Raw genomic sequence first — 17698 nt, 5'->3', positions numbered from 1 at the left:
AGCCCCCCAGATGCGTCGTGTACACAGCCCCCTCCGGCCTTGTGCACACTGCGCTGTCGCTTCTGGTCCGGTGCCCCCGCTCGGGCGTCTGTCTTCGTCATGACGGTGGGCGACCGAACCCTAGACCTTCGCTCAGTATCTCCGAACGGGCGGGGTACCGCTCCGTCCGAGACGTCACAGTCTCGTGAGGATTGTGCGCGAGATGCGTCTCACACGCGGGGCAGCGATTCCACTCCGATGCCGCCCTCGATGGCAAGGATCCGGTGCAGCCGGGTGGCCACGAGCAGGCGCTGCATCTGGGGCGGCACACTGCGCAGCACGAGGCGGCGTCCGCACCGTCCCGCGCGCCGGTGCGCGCCCATGATGACGCCGAGTCCCGTGGCGTCCCACGAGTCGAGTTCGGACAGGTCGAGCACCAGGTCTCCGGCTCCGTCGTCGACGGCCGAGTGCAGGACCGTTCGGGCGTCCGCCGCGCTGCGTACGTCGAGGCGTCCCCCGACGACCAGCTGGGCCTGGTCGCCCCTGATGTGCATATGCGCTCCCCGAGAGTGCTGAGTTTCCTGTGACGTCTGTTCCGTAAGGCGTCTGCGTATGTCACTGCAACTGACTGCCGCATGGGCAAGGAAGTTGCCGTCTGTAAGCGAACCGATACCGAATTCACTCCGAGGGGTGACCCCGCGAGGGAGGGAGCAGACGTCAGTGCTTGTAGAACCCCTGCCCGCTCTTGCGGCCGATGTCACCGGCGTCAACCATCCGGCGCATCAGCTCGGGCGGTGCGAACTTCTCGTCCTGGGACTCCGTGTAGATGTTGCTCGTGGCGTGCAGCAGGATGTCGACGCCCGTCAGATCGGCGGTCGCGAGCGGTCCCATGGCGTGCCCGAAGCCGAGCTTGCAGGCGATGTCGATGTCCTCGGCGGTGGCGACGCCCGACTCGTAGAGCTTCGCGGCCTCGACGACGAGCGCCGAGATCAGACGGGTCGTCACGAAGCCGGCGACGTCGCGGTTCACGACGATGCAGGTCTTGCCGACGGACTCGGCGAACTCACGCGTGCGGGCGAGGGTTTCGTCGCTGGTCTTGTAGCCGCGCACCAGTTCGCAGAGCTGCATCATCGGCACCGGCGAGAAGAAGTGCGCGCCCACGACACGCTCCGGACGCTCCGTCACGGCCGCGATCTTCGTGATCGGGATGGCGGAGGTGTTCGACGCGAGCACGGCGTCCTCGCGCACGATCTTGTCGAGCGTACGGAAGATCTCGTGCTTGACCTCGAGCTTCTCGAAGACGGCCTCGACGACGATGTCCGCGTCGGCGACGGCGTCCATGTCGGTGCTCGTCGTGATGCGCCCGAGCGCCGCCTCGGCATCCTCGGCGGCGAGCTTGCCCTTGCTCACGAACTTGTCGTACGACGCCTTGATCCCGTCGGTGCCACGGGTCAGGGCCTCATCGGTGACGTCGCGCAGGACGACGTCCCAGCCCGCCTGGGCGGAGACCTGTGCGATGCCGGACCCCATGAGTCCGGCTCCGATGACGGCGAGCTTCCGTGCCACTGTTCCGACTCCCCTACCGCTTATCACGCCTGGCTTACACGCTGTTTACGTTTGCCCTTCCGGCGGACATTAGCGGTCGTGAGCGCGCCTGTGGCGGTGAAGAGATGCGCGTCACGTCTCAGATGACGGACATCACACTGGTACGCCTCATTCGGCGTCGCGCACCGCGTAGTTGAGGACCTTTTCGCCCAGCAGGTCCTCCATCTCGTCGAGCAGGACGAGGGCGTCGCGGGACACCTCCGCGGGCTTGCGGCACTTGGCCATCTCGTCGCCGATCCAGGCCATGAGCGTGCTGTGGACCCACGAGAGCTGACCCGCGATCAGTCCGGGCATGGGGTCGCCGTCGGCGGCCCCGGCCTCCTCGGCGAGGGTCTTCGTGAGGTGGCCGAGCGCCTGCTGCTGGATCTCCCAGAGCCGCGAGCGCAGGGGGTGGGCCTCGGTGATGACCTTCATGAAGTCGGCCCAGCCCGCGAAGAGGCCGACGTGGGGCGACACGCCCTCCACGTCCTGGCGCAGCGCCCGCAGCACCGCGGCGGCGGCGGACTCCCCCGCGCGACGGCCGCGTACGTAGCCGGAGAGGCGGTCGACGACGGCCTCGCCCCGGTCGAGGAAGAGGTCCTCCTTGACCGGGAAGTAGTTGTAGACCGTGTTCACGGAGACGTCCGCGGCCTCCGCGACCTCCGCGACGGTCACCGTGACGAAGCCGTGCTCCAGGAAGAGCCCCGTCGCGATGTCCGAGATCCGCTGCTTGGTCTGCCGCTTCTTGCGCTCCCTGAGTCCTTCAGCCATGGGTCCACCCTACGGCCACTGGCTAGGGCGACTGAAAACTTGGAGTCATTGCAAAATTTAAGAGACTCTGTTTTTGTGGTCGCCATGGCAATCATCAGCACGGCCGGGCTCACCCAGACCTTCCGGACCAAGCGCGGCACCGTCGAAGCCGTGCGCGGCATCGACCTGACCGTCGCCCCCGGCGAGATCCTCGGCTTCCTCGGACCGAACGGCGCGGGCAAGACGACGACCCTGCGCATGCTCACCACGCTCCTCGCGCCCACCGGCGGCGCCGCCACCGTCGCGGGCTGCGACCTGGCAGGCGACCCGGCCGCCGTGCGGCGCAGGATCGGGTACGTCGCCCAGTCCGGTGGCGTGGACCTCAACATCTCGGTGCGCGAGGAACTGGTCACCCAGGGCCGCCTCTATCGCCTGACGAAACCTCAAGCAGCCTCCCGAGCAGAGGAGTTGGCCGCAGACCTGGGCCTCAGTGACCTCCTCGACCGCAAGTGCGCGACCCTCTCCGGCGGCCAGCGGCGACGGCTCGACATCGCCATGGGCCTGATGCACCGGCCCGAGGTGCTCTTCCTCGACGAACCGACCACGGGCCTCGACCCCGGCAGCAGGGCCGACCTGTGGGCGCTCGTGCGGCGGCTGCGCGACGACCACGGCACCACCGTCGTCCTGACCACGCACTACCTCGACGAGGCCGACGCGCTCTGCGACCGCCTGGTCGTCATCGACCAGGGCGTCGTGGTCGCCGAGGGCACGCCGAGCGCGCTCAAGCTCCGGTACGGCGGCTCGATCGACGCCTCGCTCCAGGACACGTTCCTGGCTGTCACCGGGCGCGACCTCACTCCCAAGGACACGGCGCCGGTCGCCGTCTGAACCCCCACGATCCCCCCCCTCGGACCCCAGGACCCCACTCATGTCTGCGTTTCTCTCCGACACCGCGCTGATCTTCGGGCGGTACGCCCGTCAGACCCTGCGCTCCAAGTTCCAGATCCTCTTCGGCGTCCTCATGCCCCTGCTCTACCTGCTCTTCTTCGGTCCGCTCCTGACCGATCTGCCGCTCGGCTCGCGCGGTGACTCCTGGCAGGTGCTCGTGCCGGGCCTGCTGCTCCAACTCGGCCTGTTCGGCGCCTCGTACAGCGGATTCGCGATCATCATCGAGAAGCAGTTCGGCGTGGTGGAGCGGATGCGGGTGACTCCGGTCAGCCGGCTCGCGCTGCTGCTCGGGCGGGTGCTCCGCGATGCCGCGCTCTTCGTCTTCCAGGCGGTCCTGCTGGTCCTGGCGGCCGTGGTGCTGGGGCTGCGGGCACCGCTGGCCGGCATCCTCATCGGCTTCGCGTTCGTGGGAGTCCTCACGGTCGTCCTCGCCTCCCTCTCGTACGCGCTCGCCCTGCTCGTCTCCAAGCCGCACGAGTTCGGCCCCGTCATCAACGCGGTGAGCATGCCCTCGATGCTGCTCTCCGGCCTGATGCTGCCGATGGCGCTCGCGCCTGGCTGGCTGGACGTGCTCTCGCACTTCATGCCGTTCCGCTATCTCGTGGACGCGGTGCGGGCCGCCTACGTGGGCGAGTACGCGAGTACGGCGATGCTGTACGGCGTCCTGATGGCGGCCGCGCTCACGCTCGGGTCCGTGACGGTGGGCACACGTGTCTTCCGGAAGGCGGGCGCGTAACTAGGCTGACCCCATGGTCAATCTGACGCGCATCTACACCAGGACCGGCGACCAGGGCACGACGGCCCTCGGCGACATGAGCAGGACCGCCAAGACCGATCTGCGGATCTCGGCGTACGCCGACGCCAACGAGGCCAACGCCGCGATCGGCACGGCGATCGCGCTCGGCGGGCTCGACGAAGAGGTCGTGAAGGTCCTGGTCCGGGTCCAGAACGACCTCTTCGACGTGGGCGCCGACCTGTCCACGCCGGTCGTGGCGGAGCCCAAGTTCCCGCCGCTGCGCGTCGAGCAGTCGTACATCGACAAGCTGGAGCAGGACTGCGACCGCTTCCTCGACGAGCTGGAGAAGCTCCGCAGCTTCATCCTGCCGGGCGGCACACCGGGCGCGGCGCTGCTGCACCAGGCGTGCACGGTGGTGCGGCGGGCGGAGCGGTCCACGTGGGCGGCGTTCGAGGTGCACGGAGAGGTCATGAACCCGTTGACGGCCACGTACCTCAACCGGCTCTCCGACCTGCTCTTCATCCTCGCGCGCACGGCGAACAAGGCCGTCGGCGACGTGCTGTGGGTGCCGGGCGGGGAGCGCTAGAGCCCCACTGCCGACCAGGCGTCCCTGACGGCGCGGTGCTCCTCGCTCCCGTCGCCGTACCGGTCCTCGGCCGCCCGCAGTGTGAGCCGCGCGAAGTCGGCGAAGAGCGTCTCGTCGCCGACTTCGCCGCCGGTGAGGGCGTCCCACCAGATCAGGCCGGCCCGCTCCCACGCGCGACCGCCGAGCGCGGTCGCGAGGCGGTAGAAGGCGTGGCCGGGGATACCGCCGTTGATGTGGATGCCGCCGTTGTCCCGGCCGGTCCTCACGAAGCCGTCCATGTGGGCGGGCTGGGGGTCCCGGCCGAGGGCGTCGTCGTCGTAGGCGGTGCCCGGTGCCTTCAACGATCGCAGCCCGACGCCCCTGACCCCGGGGGCGAGCAGACCGCTCCCGAGGATCCAGTCGGCCTCCTCGACGGTCTGGCCGAGCGTGTACTGCTTGATCAGCGTGCCGAACACATCGCAGAGCGAGGTGCCAAGGGCGCCGTTCTCCCCCTGGTAGGAGAGGTCCGAGATCTCGGGCAGCCCGCGCCACACCTCGGCCCCAAGGACGTCAAGGCACCGGCTGAACCGCCCGAAGAGGACGTTGTCGCCGTCCCCGAGGACCATGAGGGTGCCGTTCCAGAAGGCGTTCTTGTACGACGTGCCGAAGTGCACGACCGCCCCGATCGGGCGGCCCACGTACGTCACCGTGTCGCGCCCCAGGACCTCGCGCACGAACCGGGACACCGCCTCGATGCCGTCGTACGTCTCGTCCACGGCGGCGTCGCCCGTCGCGGGCCGCCCGGTCCAGCGGGCCACCGGCAGACCGTCGAGCTCCTCCGCGCCGCGCGCGTCGAAGACGATGTGCTCGACGAGGTCCGCGCCCTCCACCCCGGGCAGCAGTTCGACGGCCCCGTCCTTGAGGACGAAGCCGGGTCCGTCGTACGTCAGCGGCGGGGCCGAGCCGTCCACCAACCGTTCCAGGACCGGGAGCGCGGCGATGCCGGTGAGCAGCGGGCTGTGGGGCCTGCGCACCGGCTCGGCGTCCAGATCGAGGAGCCTGGTCCGCGCGGCCACCCGTTCCCTGGGGACCTTCGCGATGTCCCCGATCTCTTTGATCGCCTTGATGAGCTGCCCGGATTCGCTGCGCAGCCACTGGTCGCGGTCGGCCGACGTGAGGCTTCCCCCGGCGATGAACGACACGATCTCCAGGGCCCGGTATCCGTTGTGGACCACTTCGAAGGACTTGCTGCTGCGGTGGCGCGCGATGGTCTCGCCGTGGCTGTCCCACGCCGCCCGGGAGAGCGTCGGCACCGCCCAGTGCCCGGTCAGCCGGAAGTGGGCGACGGCGACGCTGTCCGCGGTGAGCTCCGCGTAGATCAGCCGCGCGGCGGTCCGCACATTGGTCCGCGCCCGCAGCCACGCCCCGCCCGCCGTGGCAAGGACGGCGCCCGCCGTGCCGATGAGCGCGGCGAGCAGGGTGCTGTCCATGGCCATAGGCGCATGGTGGGGCCGGCCGGGGTACCTGCCAATGGCCCACCTTGCGTATTCCGGCGTTGGGCGGGGTCCGCTAGAGCTTGCTCAGGAAGCGCGGCCGGTCCTGCTCGGTCTCGCCGGCCGGCGCCTTCTTCGGGAAGACCGTGTACGTCGCCGCGATGATCACGTTGATGCCGATCAGCCACAGCATCCTCTGCTGCCACGCCCGCAGCGACCCGATGTCCCCCGCGCCGCCCACGTACCAGACCGCGCCCTGCAGCAGCGCCATCGCGATCAGCCCCGCCAGGATCCAGCGGGCGGCGATCTTCCACTCGTGGATCGCGCGGGCCACGCCGTACTTGGGGGTCGAAGGCGGCGGGCCGCCCGCGAAGCGGTGGGCGACGCGGACGTCCACCCACTTGATCGTGTAGTGGCCGAGCGCGATGGAGTAGCCGATGTAGACGGCGGCCAGGCCGTGCTTCCAGTCGGGCTCCGCGCCGTTCTTCAGGTCGATCGCGGTGACGACGAAGAGGACGACCTCCAGGATCGGCTCGCACAGCAGTACGGCGACGCTCGCTCGCGGCATCTTCGCCCAGTACCGCAGGGCCAGGCCGCCGGCCAGCAGCAGCCAGAAGCCGACCTCGCAGATGATGATCAGTGTGACGATCACGGTTCGCTCCTCTCGGTCACCTTTCCAGGCTCCCGCCGGACCGGCCGCGGATCATCGTCACCAGTGACGAAGTGGCACTGCATCGTTCGATGTAGCGCGCGGTTCCTCCCTCAGGATCAGGCGTGGCACCGGCGCGCCGTGTTGGATGGACGCATGGCCTTGTCCCTTCCCCGCCCGCACCGCGTCGACGTACGGATCGCCGTGGGCAGCGTGCTCGCCGGGCTCGCGTGGTGGGGGCTCGGGCTCCACATGCAGACGGACCGGCTGCTCGGCGGCACCTGGGCGCTGATCCCGCTCTTCGTCCTCGCCGGTCTCGAGCTGCTGCGCAGGAGCAGACCGCAGTTCGCCCTGGTCGTCGGCACGCTCGCGCTGATCGCCGATCAGTTCACGGCGGGGAATCTGGTCTCGGTCATCATGTTCACCGACCTCATGTACGCGGCCGTGGTGTACGGGACTCCGGCCGCCGCCCGGCGGATCCCGGTCACCACGGGGCTGATCACGGTGGCGGTGACGATCGGCTTCCTGGCCTGGCTCAGGGAGCCGGAGGCGATCCTCATCGGCGTCGTCACCGGCCTGGTCTCCTTCGGCCCCGCGACCACCGGTGTCCTGGTGCGCACCCACCGCGAGGCGGCCGTCGCCGCCCGTCTGCGGGCCGAACAGACCGCGCTGCTCGCCGAGATGGACCGGGTGCAGGCCATCACCGCCGAGCGCGCCCGGATGGCCCGCGAGCTGCACGACATGGTCGCCAACCACCTCTCGGCCATCGCCATCCACTCCACGGCCGCGCTCTCGCTCGACGACCCGAAGACCACCCGCGACGCGCTCGCCGTCATCCGCGAGAACAGCGTCGAGGGGCTGGCCGAGATGCGCCGCCTCATCGGGATCCTCCGGGATTCGAGCGACGACCGGGAGCCGACGGCCGCACCCACCCTGGACGGCCTCGGCGCCCTGATCGCGGGCGCTCGTACCAATGGTCTGGACGTCATCCTCGACGACACCCGCGGCCCTGACGACTCCAAGCTCCCCGCCCCGGTCGAGCTCGCGGCGTACCGCATCATCCAGGAGTCCCTGACCAACGCCCTGAAGCATGCCTCGCCCGGCCTGGTGACGGTGACGCTCACCCAGCGAAGGCGCGCCCTCGAAATCCGCGTGACCAGCCCTTACGGCTCCCCCTCCGGCCCTCGCGCCCCGGGCTCGGGAGCCGGCCTCGTCGGCATGCGGGAGCGCACCGAACTCCTGGACGGCACCTTCGAGTCGGGGCCCGAGAGCGGCGCCGCCCCCAGCGACGAAAAGGTGTGGAGCGTGTACGCGACCCTGCCCGTCGACCCCTCAGACCTCGATCCCGCAGACGAAGGAGTGACCGAATGATCCGAGTGCTCGTCGCCGAGGACCAGTCCGCCGTACGGGCGGGACTTGTCCTGATCCTGCGCAGCGCGCCCGACATAGAGGTGGTCGGCGAGGCGTCGGACGGCGAGGAGGCGGTCGCCCTCGCCCGTGAACTGCGGCCCGATCTGGTGCTCATGGACATCCAGATGCCGCGCCTCGACGGGGTGTCGGCGACCCGTCAGGTCGTCGCCGAGGAGCTCTCGGACGTGCTCGTCCTGACCACCTTCGACCTCGACGAGTACGTCTTCGGGGCGCTGCGCGCGGGCGCCTCCGGCTTCCTCCTGAAGAACACCGAGGCCAAGGACCTCCTGGAGGCGGTCCGTGCGGTCGGCCGCGGCGAGGGCCTGATCGCCCCCGCCGTCACACGGCGGCTGATCGCCGAGTTCGCGGCCCCGAAGACCATGCGGCCCGCGCGCCGCGAGAACGGACCCGATCCCGCCATCCTCGACTCCCTCACCCGCCGCGAGCGCGAGGTGCTCGCGTGCCTCGGCGAAGGACTCTCGAACGCGGAGATCGCGAGCCGTCTGGACATGGCGGAGGCGACGGTGAAGACCCACGTCAGCCGGTTGCTCGGCAAGCTGGAGCTGCGCAGCAGGGTGCAAGCCGCCGTCCTGGCGCAGGAGTTGGGCGTGTAAGTCGCGAGATCGCGGGCCGGACCGACGCAATCCGGCCAATGGTTCAGACCTCTTGACCGCTGGTCCAGACCTTTCTATTCTCACCGCACTGCGGTGAGCACTCCCCCACGTGTTCCACGTGCTCACGGGCGGCGCAGGGATCCACCCCTATGACCCCCCGGATCTCACCCGAGGAGCACACCTTGCGCACCTTGCGCTTCAGACACAGAGCCGTGGCAGGCCTCACCACCCTGCTGCTCCCGCTCGCCACCCTGGTCGCGCTCGGCGGCCCCGCCGAAGCCGCACCGGAAGCCGCCCCCGCGGCCACCGCCACGTACGCCAAGACCCAGGACTGGGGCAGCGGCTTCGAGGGCAAGTGGACCGTCAAGAACACCGGCACCACCTCCATCAGCTCCTGGAACGTCGAGTGGGACTTCCCCACCGGCACCAAGGTGACCTCCGCCTGGGACGCCACCGTCACCAACTCCGGCAACCACTGGACCGCCAAGAACCTCGGCTGGAACGGGACGCTCGCCCCCGGCGCCTCGGTCTCCTTCGGCTTCAACGGCTCGGGCCCCGGCTCGCCCTCCAACTGCAAGCTCAACGGCGGCAGTTGTGACGGCGGCAGCGTCCCGGGCGACAACCCTCCCTCGGCGCCGGGCACCCCCACCGCGTCCGACATCACCAACACCTCGGTGAAGATCGCCTGGAGCGCGGCCACCGACGACAAGGGCGTCAAGAACTACGACGTCCTGCGCGACGGCTCCAAGGTCGCGACGGTCACCGGGACCTCGTACGCCGACAGCGGCCTGACCGCGGGCACCGACTACTCGTACACGGTCCAGGCCCGCGACACCGCGGACCAGACAGGACCGGCGTCCGGCGCCGTCAAGGTGCACACGACGGGCGGCGGCGACCCGGGGCCAGGACCCGGTGACAAGGTCAAGCTCGGCTACTTCACCCAGTGGGGCGTCTACGGCCGCAACTACCACGTGAAGAACATCGACACCTCGGCCTCCGCCTCCAAGATCACGCACATCAACTACGCCTTCGGCAACGTCCAGGGCGGCAAGTGCACCATCGGCGACGCCTACGCCGACTACGACAAGGCCTACACCGCCGACCAGTCCGTCGACGGCAAGGCCGACACCTGGGACCAGCCCCTGCGCGGCAACTTCAACCAGCTGCGCAAGCTCAAGGCCAAGCACCCGAACCTGAAGGTCCTGTGGTCCTTCGGCGGCTGGACCTGGTCCGGCGGCTTCACCGACGCGATGAAGAACCCGGCCGCCTTCGCCAAGTCCTGCCACGACCTCGTGGAGGACCCGCGCTGGGCCGACGTCTTCGACGGCATCGACCTGGACTGGGAGTACCCCAACGCCTGCGGTCTGACCTGCGACACCAGCGGTCCCGCGTCCATGAAGAACATGATGCAGGCGTTCCGCACCGAGTTCGGCAAGGACGCCCTGGTCACCGCCGCGATCACCGCCGACGGCTCCAGCGGCGGCAAGATCGACGCGGCCGACTACGGCGGCGCCTCGCAGTACGCCGACTGGTACAACGTGATGACGTACGACTTCTTCGGCGCCTGGGCGGCCAAGGGCCCGACGGCTCCGCACTCGCCCCTCACCTCCTACCCCGGCATCCCGCAGGACGGCTTCAACTCCGCCGACGCGATCACCAAGCTGAAGGCGAAGGGCGTACCCGCCGCGAAACTCCTGCTCGGCATCGGCTTCTACGGCCGCGGCTGGACGGGCGTCACACAGAAGGAGCCCGGCGGCACGGCCACCGGGGCGGCGCAGGGCACGTACGAAGCGGGCATCGAGGACTACAAGGTCCTGAAGAACAGCTGCCCGTCCAACGGCACCATCGCCGGTACGGCCTACGCCCACTGCGGCAACAACTGGTGGTCGTACGACACCCCGGCCACGGTCAAGAGCAAGATGGCCTGGTCGAAGCAGCAGGGCCTGGGAGGCGCGTTCTTCTGGGAGTTCAGCGGGGACACCACCAACGGTGAGTTGGTGTCTGCCATCAATGACGGTCTGAAGTAGCTCGCCCCAAAGTCGAAGCCGGGGTAGACAAGTACGCCCCTTGTCTACCCCGGCTTCTCACGTGCGGGCCGTATGTGGCTGGTCGCGCAGCTCCCCGCGCCCCTTACGGGGCTAGGCCACGTTGACTCGTTGCCCCGGCGGCGCCGCCTCCAGCCAGGCCAGGAATCCCGTGAGCGCGTCCTCGCCCATCGCCAGCTCAAGGCGGACGCCGCGGTGCAGACAGCCGAGCACGATCGCATCGGAGAGCAGCGCGAGCTCCTCCTCGCCGTCCGGAGCGCGCCGGTCGACGACCTCGATGGCCGAGCGTTCAAGGACCCGGCGGGGGCGGGGAGCGTACGAGAAGACTCGATACCACTCGATCCGGTCGCCGTTGTAGCGGGCGACGCCGTACCCCCAGCCCTTGCCGGAGGTGTCGCCCTTCTCCGGGGCGTTCCAGCGCAGGCTGCAGTCGAAGGTGCCGCCGGACCGCTGGATGAGCCGGCGCCGCAGTCCGAAGACGAAGAGCCCCACCAACACCAGCGCGACCAATACGAGTCCGCACACGAGCAGAGTGAGGATCATCGGCACCGACCTCCTCGCCTGTTCGAAACGGACCAACAGAATTGCACCCGCATTGCCTCAGCCGCGACCCGGTCCGGATTGCTCCGGACCTGGCCGCGGCTGAGTCACGTCAACGCCGACACGCTGGTTTCAGCGCGACGACACCGCCCGCAGTCGGACGTCCGCACGACGCTCGGCGGAGGCGTCGGCCTCCGACTTCGCGCGCTCGAGCGCCCGCTCCGCACGCTGGACATCGATCTCGTCCGACAGCTCGACGATCTCGGCAAGCAGTGACAGCTTGTTGTCCGCGAAGGAGATGAATCCTCCGTGGACGGCGGCGACGACAGTGTTGCCGTCGCTCGTACGAATGGTCACAGGGCCCGACTCCAGCACACCGAGAAGCGGCTGGTGACCGGGCATGACGCCGATGTCGCCGGACGTGGTGCGCGCGACGACCAGGGTGGCCTCGCCGGACCAGACACTGCGGTCCGCGGCGACCAGCTCGACATGCAGCTCAGCAGCCAAGGGTGGCTCCTCGGGTCACCACCCGGCGGCTTCGCCGGGTGTTGGGTCAAATTCTAGTGGGCGTATCGGGAGGGGCGGGACTCGCCCACCCCTCCCGTGAGTCACGGACTCAGGAGACGCCGAGCTCCTTGGCCTTCGCCTTGAGGTCCTCGATGCCACCGCACATGAAGAACGCCTGCTCGGGGAAGTGGTCGTACTCACCGTCGATGATCGAGTTGAACGCGGCGATCGACTCGTCGAGCGGCACGTCCGAACCGTCCAGGCCGGTGAACTGCTTGGCGGCGTGGGTGTTCTGCGACAGGAAGCGCTCGACGCGACGGGCGCGCTGAACGACCAGCTTGTCCTCTTCGCTGAGCTCGTCGATGCCGAGGATCGCGATGATGTCCTGGAGGTCCTTGTACTTCTGCAGGATTCCCTTGACGCGCATGGCGGCGTCGTAGTGGTCCTGCGCGATGTAGCGCGGGTCCAGGATGCGGGACGTCGAGTCCAGCGGGTCCACCGCCGGGTAGATGCCCTTCTCCGAGATCGGACGCGACAGCACGGTCGTCGCGTCGAGGTGCGCGAAGGTCGTGGCCGGGGCCGGGTCGGTGAGGTCGTCCGCGGGGACGTAGATCGCCTGCATCGAGGTGATCGAGTGACCACGCGTCGAGGTGATGCGCTCCTGGAGGAGGCCCATCTCGTCGGCGAGGTTCGGCTGGTAGCCCACCGCGGAGGGCATACGGCCGAGCAGCGTCGAGACCTCGGAACCGGCCTGCGTGAAGCGGAAGATGTTGTCGATGAAGAACAGCACGTCCTGCTTCTGCACATCGCGGAAGTACTCCGCCATGGTCAGACCGGCGAGGGCGACACGCAGACGCGTGCCCGGCGGCTCGTCCATCTGGCCGAAGACCAGGGCGGTCTTGTCCAGAACGCCCGACTCTTCCATCTCGTCGATGAGGTCGTTGCCCTCACGGGTGCGCTCGCCGACACCGGCGAACACGGAAACGCCCTCGTGCAGCTTGGCCACACGCATGATCATTTCCTGGATGAGGACGGTCTTGCCGACGCCCGCTCCACCGAACAGACCGATCTTTCCACCCTTGACGTACGGGGTGAGAAGGTCGACGACCTTCAGGCCGGTCTCGAACATCTCGGTCTTGGACTCGAGCTGGTCGAAGGCCGGGGCCTTGCGGTGGATGGGCCAGCGCTCGGTGACGTCGGCCTCGGCCTCGGGGTGGTTCAGGATCGCACCGAGGGTGTTGAACACCTTGCCCTTGGTGATGTCACCGACGGGCACGGTGATGCCCGAGCCCGTGTCGGTCACCGCGGCCTGGCGGACCAGACCGTCGGTGGGCTGCATCGAGATGGCGCGGATGATGCCGTCGCCGAGGTGCTGGGCAACCTCGAGCGTCAGCGTCTTCTTCTCGCCGTCCTTGGCCGGGTCGGCCACCTCGACGTGCAGGGCGTTGTAGATCTCCGGCATCGCGTCGACGGGGAACTCCACGTCGACGACCGGGCCGATCACCCGGGCGACGCGGCCCGTGGCAACGGCCGTATCAACAGTGGTCGTCATTACTTGTCACTCCCCGCAGAAGCGTCGGCCAGGGCACTGGAGCCACCGACGATCTCGCTGATTTCCTGGGTGATTTCGGCCTGGCGGGCCGCGTTGGCAGAACGGGTGAGAGCGTTGATCAGGTCACCCGCGTTGTCGGTCGCCGACTTCATCGCGCGGCGCGTGGCGGCGTGCTTGGAAGCAGCCGACTGGAGCAGCGCGTTGTAGATACGGCTCTCGACGTAGCGCGGCAGAAGGGCGTCCAGGACGTCCTCCGCCGACGGCTCGAAGTCGTACAGCGGGCGGGCCTCGTCCGTCGTGCCCGCCTCCTCCGCGACCTTGTCGAGGCTGAGCGGGAGCAGCCGGTCACCGGTTGCTTCCTGCGTCATCATCGAGATGAACTCGGTGTAGACGATGTGGAGTTCATCCACGCCGCCCTCGGCCGTGTCCGTCTCGATGGCCTCGATCAGGGGTGCCGCGATCGTCTTGGCGTCCGCGTAGGAAGGGGCATCGGTGAAGCCCGTCCACTGCCCGGAGATCTTCCGCTCACGGAAGTTGTAGTGCGCGATGCCACGGCGGCCGACGATGTACGTGTCGACCTCCTTGCCCTCGTCCTGCAACTTCTTGGTGAGCTTCTCCGCACCCTTGATGGCGTTGGAGTTGAAGGCGCCGGCCAGGCCGCGGTCGCTCGAGAGGAGCAGGACAGCGGCCCGGGTCGGAGCCTCGGCCTCGGTGGTCAGCGGGTGCTTGTCGTTGGCACCCGTGGCCACCGCGGTGACCGCGCGGGTCAGCTCGGTCGCGTACGGAGTGGAGGCGGTCACCTTGCGCTGTGCCTTGACGACACGCGAGGCGGCGATCATCTCCATCGCCTTGGTGATCTTCTTGGTCGCGGTGACGGATTTGATGCGACGCTTGTAGACCCGGAGCTGGGCTCCCATGAGTCAGGTCCCTTCCGTCGTCACTTGGACGCGTCGACGGCAGCCGGAGCGTCCTCGCCGAGCAGCTTGCCGTCCGAGGTCTCGAACTGCTTCTTGAACTCGGCGACGGCGTCGGTGATGGCCGTGATCGTGTCGTCGGACATCTTGCCGCCCTCCTTGATGGAGGTCATCAGGCCCTGCTCCTTGCGGTGCAGGTAGTCGAGCAGCTCGCGCTCGAAGCGCCGGATGTCGGCGACCGGTACCTCGTCCATGCGGCCCGTGGTGCCGGCCCAGATGGAGATGACCTGGTCCTCGGTGGCCATCGGCTGGTACTGAGCCTGCTTGAGCAGCTCGACCATCCGCTGACCGCGCTCGAGGGAGGCCTTCGACGCGGCGTCCAGGTCGGAACCGAAGGCGGCGAACGCCTCCAGCTCGCGGTACTGGGCGAGGTCCACGCGCAGACGGCCGGAGACCTGGCGGATCGCCTTGTGCTGGGCGGAGCCACCGACACGGGAGACCGAGATACCGACGTTCAGGGCCGGACGCTGACCGGCGTTGAACAGGTCGGACTCCAGGAAGCACTGACCGTCGGTGATGGAGATGACGTTGGTCGGGATGAACGCCGACACGTCGTTCGCCTTGGTCTCGACGATCGGCAGACCCGTCATCGAGCCCTTGCCCATCTCGTCCGAGAGCTTCGCGCAGCGCTCGAGCAGACGCGAGTGCAGGTAGAAGACGTCACCCGGGTAGGCCTCGCGCCCCGGCGGGCGGCGGAGCAGCAGGGACACGGCGCGGTAGGCGTCGGCCTGCTTCGAGAGGTCGTCGAAGATGATGAGGACGTGCTTGCCCTCGTACATCCACTGCTGGCCGATGGCCGAACCGGTGTAGGGCGCCAGGTACTTGAAGCCCGCCGGGTCGGACGCCGGGGCGGCGACGATGGTCGTGTACTCGAGCGCACCGGCCTCTTCGAGCGCACCGCGCACGGAGGCGATGGTGGAGCCCTTCTGACCGACGGCGACGTAGATGCAGCGCACCTGCTTGTTCACGTCGCCCGAGCGCCAGTTGTCGCGCTGGTTGATGATCGTGTCGACGGCCAGGGCGGTCTTGCCCGTCTGGCGGTCGCCGATGATCAGCTGACGCTGGCCACGGCCGATCGGGGTCATCGCGTCGACGGCCTTGTAGCCGGTCTCCATCGGCTCGTGGACCGACTTGCGGTCCATGACCGTGGGGGCCTGCAGCTCGAGGGCGCGGCGTCCGGACGTCTCGATCTCGCCGAGGCCGTCGATCGGGGCGCCGAGCGGGTCGACGACGCGGCCGAGGTAGCCCTCGCCCACCGCGACGGACAGGACCTCGCCGGTACGGGTGACCGGCTGGCCCTCTTCGATGCCGCTGAACTCGCCGAGGACGACGGCGCCGATCTCGCGCTCCTCAAGGTTGAGGGCGAGACCGAGGGTGCCGTCCTCGAACTTCAGCAGCTCGTTGGCCATGGCCGAGGGGAGGCCCTCGACCTTCGCGATGCCGTCACCGGCAACGGTGACCGAACCGACCTCCTCGCGCGAGGCCGCGTCCGGCTTGTACGCCTGGACAAAGTTCTCCAGTGCGTCCCGGATCTCCTCCGGCCGGATCGTGAGCTCCGCCATCTGGGTTCCCTGCTCTCCTTGTTGGGCCCGAAGTTTCACTTTGGGGGTCTGGGGACTCCCCCCAAGTAAGAGGTGAATCCTCTGCACGGCCCAACTAGGGCCGTAATTACAACGTTTTGCGTTACTGCTAGCGCGCCATGCGGCGGTGCGCGTCCTCGAGACGGTCCGCGATGCTGCCGTTGATGATCTCGTCGCCGACCTGCACCGTGATCCCGCCGAGGACCTCGGGGTCCACGTCGAGGTTCAGGTGCATCTGGCGGCCGTAGACCTTCGCGAGCACGGCACCGAGGCGCTGCTTCTGCTGGTCCGAGAGGGGCACAGCCGAAGTGACGACGGCGACCATCCGGTTACGGCGGTCCGCGGCCAGCTTGGACAGGGACTCGAGTCCCGATTCCAGGCTACGTCCACGGGGCGCGGTCACAAGGCGCTCGACGAGCCGCTCCGTCACCTCGTTGGCACGGCCACCGAGCAGGCTGCGCAGCAGCTCACTCTTGGCCCCGCCGGAGGCGGCGCGGTCGGTCAGCGCGGACCGGAGCCCGGTGTTCGAGGCGACGATCCGGCCGAACCGGAACAGCTCGTCCTCGACGTCGTCCAGCGCGCCGGCCTTCTGCGCACCGGTCAGCTCGGCGAGGTTGGTGAGCTCCTCGAGGGCGTCCACCAGGTCACGCGACTGCGACCAGCGCGAGCGGACCAGGCCGGCCACCAGGTCGGCGGTCTCGCCGCCCACCTGCCCGCCGAGCAGCCGCCCGGCGAGCTCGGCCTTGGCCTCACCGGACTGCGACGGGTCGGTCAGGACCCGGCGCAGCGAGACCTCGCGGTTGAACAGCGCGGTGACCTGGGCCAGCTCGTCCGCGAGCTGCTTGGCGTCGACCGACGTGTTGTCGGTCAGCGCGTCAAGACGCTCGCGCGCGGCGGCCAGGGCCTCGCGGCTAGCTCCGTGCGCTGTCATCGAGCCGCCTCGGCCTTCTCCTCGAGCTCGTCGAGGAAACGGTCGATGGTGCGGCTCTGCCGTGCGGAGTCCTCGAGGGACTCACCGACGAGCTTGCCGGCCAGGTCGGTGGCCAGCTGGCCCACGTCCTGGCGCAGCGACTGCGCGGCGGCCTTGCGGTCGGCAGCGAGCTGCGTGTGACCGGCGGCGACGATCTCCTCGCGCTGCCGCTGGCCTTCGGCGCGCATCTCAGCGATGAGCTGGGCGCCCTGCTCCTGCGCCTCCTGGCGCAGACGCGCGGCCTCGTGCCGGGCCTCGGCGAGCTGAGCCTTGTACTGCTCAAGAACGCTCTGGGCCTCGGTCTGAGCGGCCTCGGCCTTCTCGATACCGCCTTCGATCGACTCCCGGCGCTCTTCCAGAACCTTGTTGATGTTCGGGAGGAGCTTCTTCCAGAAGAAGAAGAAGACGATGGCGAAGGCGATGGCGCCGACGAGCAGCTCAGGACCCGGCGGGACGAGCGGGCTCTGCTCTTCCTCGGCCGCCAGCTGAACCAGGTTGGCGATCACATCAATGCCTTTCGTCGAAAAGTGTCAGTAAGCAGTGACTACTTACCGAACACGAACGGCATAACGATGCCGATGAGGGCGAGCGCCTCACAGAAGGCGAAGCCGAGGATCTGGTTGGCGCGGATCAGACCGGCGGCCTCGGGCTGACGGGCCAGGGCCTGGGTGCCGTTACCGAAGACGATGCCGACGCCGATGCCGGGGCCGATCGCGGCGAGACCGTAGCCGATGGAGCCGAGGGAGCCGGAGACGCCTGCGGCGAGTTCGAGGGTCGCGGACATGCCGTTACTTCCTTCTCT

At 68.8% G+C, this 17698-nt stretch carries 19 protein-coding genes; 6 read left to right on the top strand and 13 right to left on the bottom strand.

Annotated elements, in window-relative coordinates; all coding sequences use genetic code 11:
- Positions 1–209: 209 nt before the first annotated feature.
- From AC07AG_RS14690 to AC07AG_RS14680, 3 genes are all read right to left on the bottom strand, one after another.
- The gene (locus AC07AG_RS14690) at positions 210–533 is read right to left on the bottom strand and encodes an STAS domain-containing protein (protein WP_160507247.1); all 324 of its coding nucleotides are present in this window, start codon (positions 531–533) and stop codon (positions 210–212) included.
- Between the two features lie 163 nt (positions 534–696).
- Positions 697–1545, bottom strand: a complete 849-nt coding sequence (locus AC07AG_RS14685; RefSeq protein ID WP_361049968.1) for a 3-hydroxyacyl-CoA dehydrogenase family protein — start codon at positions 1543–1545, stop codon at positions 697–699.
- A 147-nt stretch (positions 1546–1692) separates the two neighbouring features.
- Entirely contained in the window at positions 1693–2334 is a 642-nt protein-coding gene (locus AC07AG_RS14680; protein ID WP_478755165.1) for a TetR/AcrR family transcriptional regulator, read from the bottom strand.
- Positions 2335–2418: 84 nt separating this feature from the next.
- Here AC07AG_RS14680 and AC07AG_RS14675 point away from each other — a divergent pair, with 84 nt between their 5' ends.
- Genes AC07AG_RS14675 through AC07AG_RS14665 form a run of 3 tightly spaced genes read left to right on the top strand, consistent with a single transcriptional unit; the run spans position 2419 to position 4583 of the window.
- A complete protein-coding gene (locus AC07AG_RS14675; RefSeq protein ID WP_478755163.1) occupies positions 2419–3201 on the top strand; it encodes an ABC transporter ATP-binding protein in 783 nt (260 codons plus the stop codon).
- Between the two features lie 40 nt (positions 3202–3241).
- Positions 3242–3997 (top strand): ABC transporter permease, encoded by a 756-nt coding sequence (locus AC07AG_RS14670; protein ID WP_478755161.1) that lies wholly within the window; start codon positions 3242–3244, stop codon positions 3995–3997.
- 13 nt (positions 3998–4010) lie between these two features.
- Positions 4011–4583: a cob(I)yrinic acid a,c-diamide adenosyltransferase gene (locus AC07AG_RS14665; protein ID WP_478755159.1), complete on the top strand. Its 573-nt coding sequence runs from the start codon at positions 4011–4013 to the stop codon at positions 4581–4583.
- On the opposite strand, the gene AC07AG_RS14660 is transcribed toward AC07AG_RS14665, so the two are convergent.
- Positions 4580–6058, bottom strand: a complete 1479-nt coding sequence (locus AC07AG_RS14660; RefSeq protein ID WP_478755157.1) for a M4 family metallopeptidase — start codon at positions 6056–6058, stop codon at positions 4580–4582. The genes AC07AG_RS14665 and AC07AG_RS14660 overlap by 4 nt on opposite strands.
- A gap of 73 nt (positions 6059–6131) precedes the next feature.
- Positions 6132–6707 (bottom strand): hypothetical protein, encoded by a 576-nt coding sequence (locus AC07AG_RS14655; RefSeq protein WP_478755155.1) that lies wholly within the window; start codon positions 6705–6707, stop codon positions 6132–6134.
- 153 nt (positions 6708–6860) lie between these two features.
- Between AC07AG_RS14655 and AC07AG_RS14650 the strand changes: the two genes are divergently transcribed.
- The 3 genes from AC07AG_RS14650 (at position 6861) to AC07AG_RS14640 (ending at position 10755) form a co-directional block, all read left to right on the top strand.
- Complete coding sequence (locus AC07AG_RS14650) at positions 6861–8075, top strand: sensor histidine kinase (RefSeq protein ID WP_478755153.1); 1215 nt, start codon at positions 6861–6863, stop codon at positions 8073–8075.
- Entirely contained in the window at positions 8072–8728 is a 657-nt protein-coding gene (locus AC07AG_RS14645; RefSeq protein ID WP_478755151.1) for a response regulator, read from the top strand. The genes AC07AG_RS14650 and AC07AG_RS14645 overlap by 4 nt, the downstream gene beginning before the upstream one ends.
- Before the next feature lie 191 nt (positions 8729–8919).
- Positions 8920–10755, top strand: a complete 1836-nt coding sequence (locus AC07AG_RS14640) for a glycosyl hydrolase family 18 protein (protein ID WP_478755571.1) — start codon at positions 8920–8922, stop codon at positions 10753–10755.
- Between the two features lie 111 nt (positions 10756–10866).
- Here the strand turns inward: AC07AG_RS14640 and AC07AG_RS14635 are convergent, their stop codons facing one another.
- The 8 genes from AC07AG_RS14635 to atpE all read right to left on the bottom strand — a co-directional run bounded on the left by AC07AG_RS14635 (position 10867) and on the right by atpE (position 17680).
- Positions 10867–11316 carry a DUF2550 domain-containing protein gene (locus AC07AG_RS14635; protein ID WP_135331165.1) on the bottom strand — a complete coding sequence of 150 codons (450 nt, stop codon included), beginning with the start codon at positions 11314–11316 and terminating at the stop codon, positions 10867–10869.
- Positions 11317–11445: 129 nt separating this feature from the next.
- A complete protein-coding gene (locus AC07AG_RS14630) occupies positions 11446–11820 on the bottom strand; it encodes a F0F1 ATP synthase subunit epsilon (protein WP_160507238.1) in 375 nt (124 codons plus the stop codon).
- A 109-nt stretch (positions 11821–11929) separates the two neighbouring features.
- Positions 11930–13372, bottom strand: a complete 1443-nt coding sequence (gene atpD / locus AC07AG_RS14625; RefSeq protein ID WP_344530668.1) for a F0F1 ATP synthase subunit beta — start codon at positions 13370–13372, stop codon at positions 11930–11932.
- Positions 13372–14289 (bottom strand): F0F1 ATP synthase subunit gamma, encoded by a 918-nt coding sequence (locus tag AC07AG_RS14620; RefSeq protein ID WP_478755148.1) that lies wholly within the window; start codon positions 14287–14289, stop codon positions 13372–13374. The genes atpD and AC07AG_RS14620 overlap by 1 nt, the downstream gene beginning before the upstream one ends.
- Positions 14290–14309: 20 nt before the next feature.
- On the bottom strand, positions 14310–15908 hold the full coding sequence (gene atpA, locus AC07AG_RS14615) for a F0F1 ATP synthase subunit alpha (protein ID WP_478755146.1): 1599 nt from the start codon (positions 15906–15908) through the stop codon (positions 14310–14312).
- A 127-nt stretch (positions 15909–16035) separates the two neighbouring features.
- Positions 16036–16857 carry a F0F1 ATP synthase subunit delta gene (locus tag AC07AG_RS14610; RefSeq protein WP_478755144.1) on the bottom strand — a complete coding sequence of 274 codons (822 nt, stop codon included), beginning with the start codon at positions 16855–16857 and terminating at the stop codon, positions 16036–16038.
- Positions 16854–17402 carry a F0F1 ATP synthase subunit B gene (locus AC07AG_RS14605; RefSeq protein WP_478755142.1) on the bottom strand — a complete coding sequence of 183 codons (549 nt, stop codon included), beginning with the start codon at positions 17400–17402 and terminating at the stop codon, positions 16854–16856. Before AC07AG_RS14605 ends, AC07AG_RS14610 begins: the two co-directional genes overlap by 4 nt.
- A gap of 38 nt (positions 17403–17440) precedes the next feature.
- On the bottom strand, positions 17441–17680 hold the full coding sequence (gene atpE, locus AC07AG_RS14600) for an ATP synthase F0 subunit C (RefSeq protein WP_055564408.1): 240 nt from the start codon (positions 17678–17680) through the stop codon (positions 17441–17443).
- Between the last annotated feature and the right edge of the window lie 18 nt (positions 17681–17698).

This window comes from Streptomyces sp. NPDC044044, from assembly GCF_056434405.1.
Note: the sequence above shows the minus strand (reverse complement) of the source record. Positions and strands in the feature narration are given on the sequence as shown.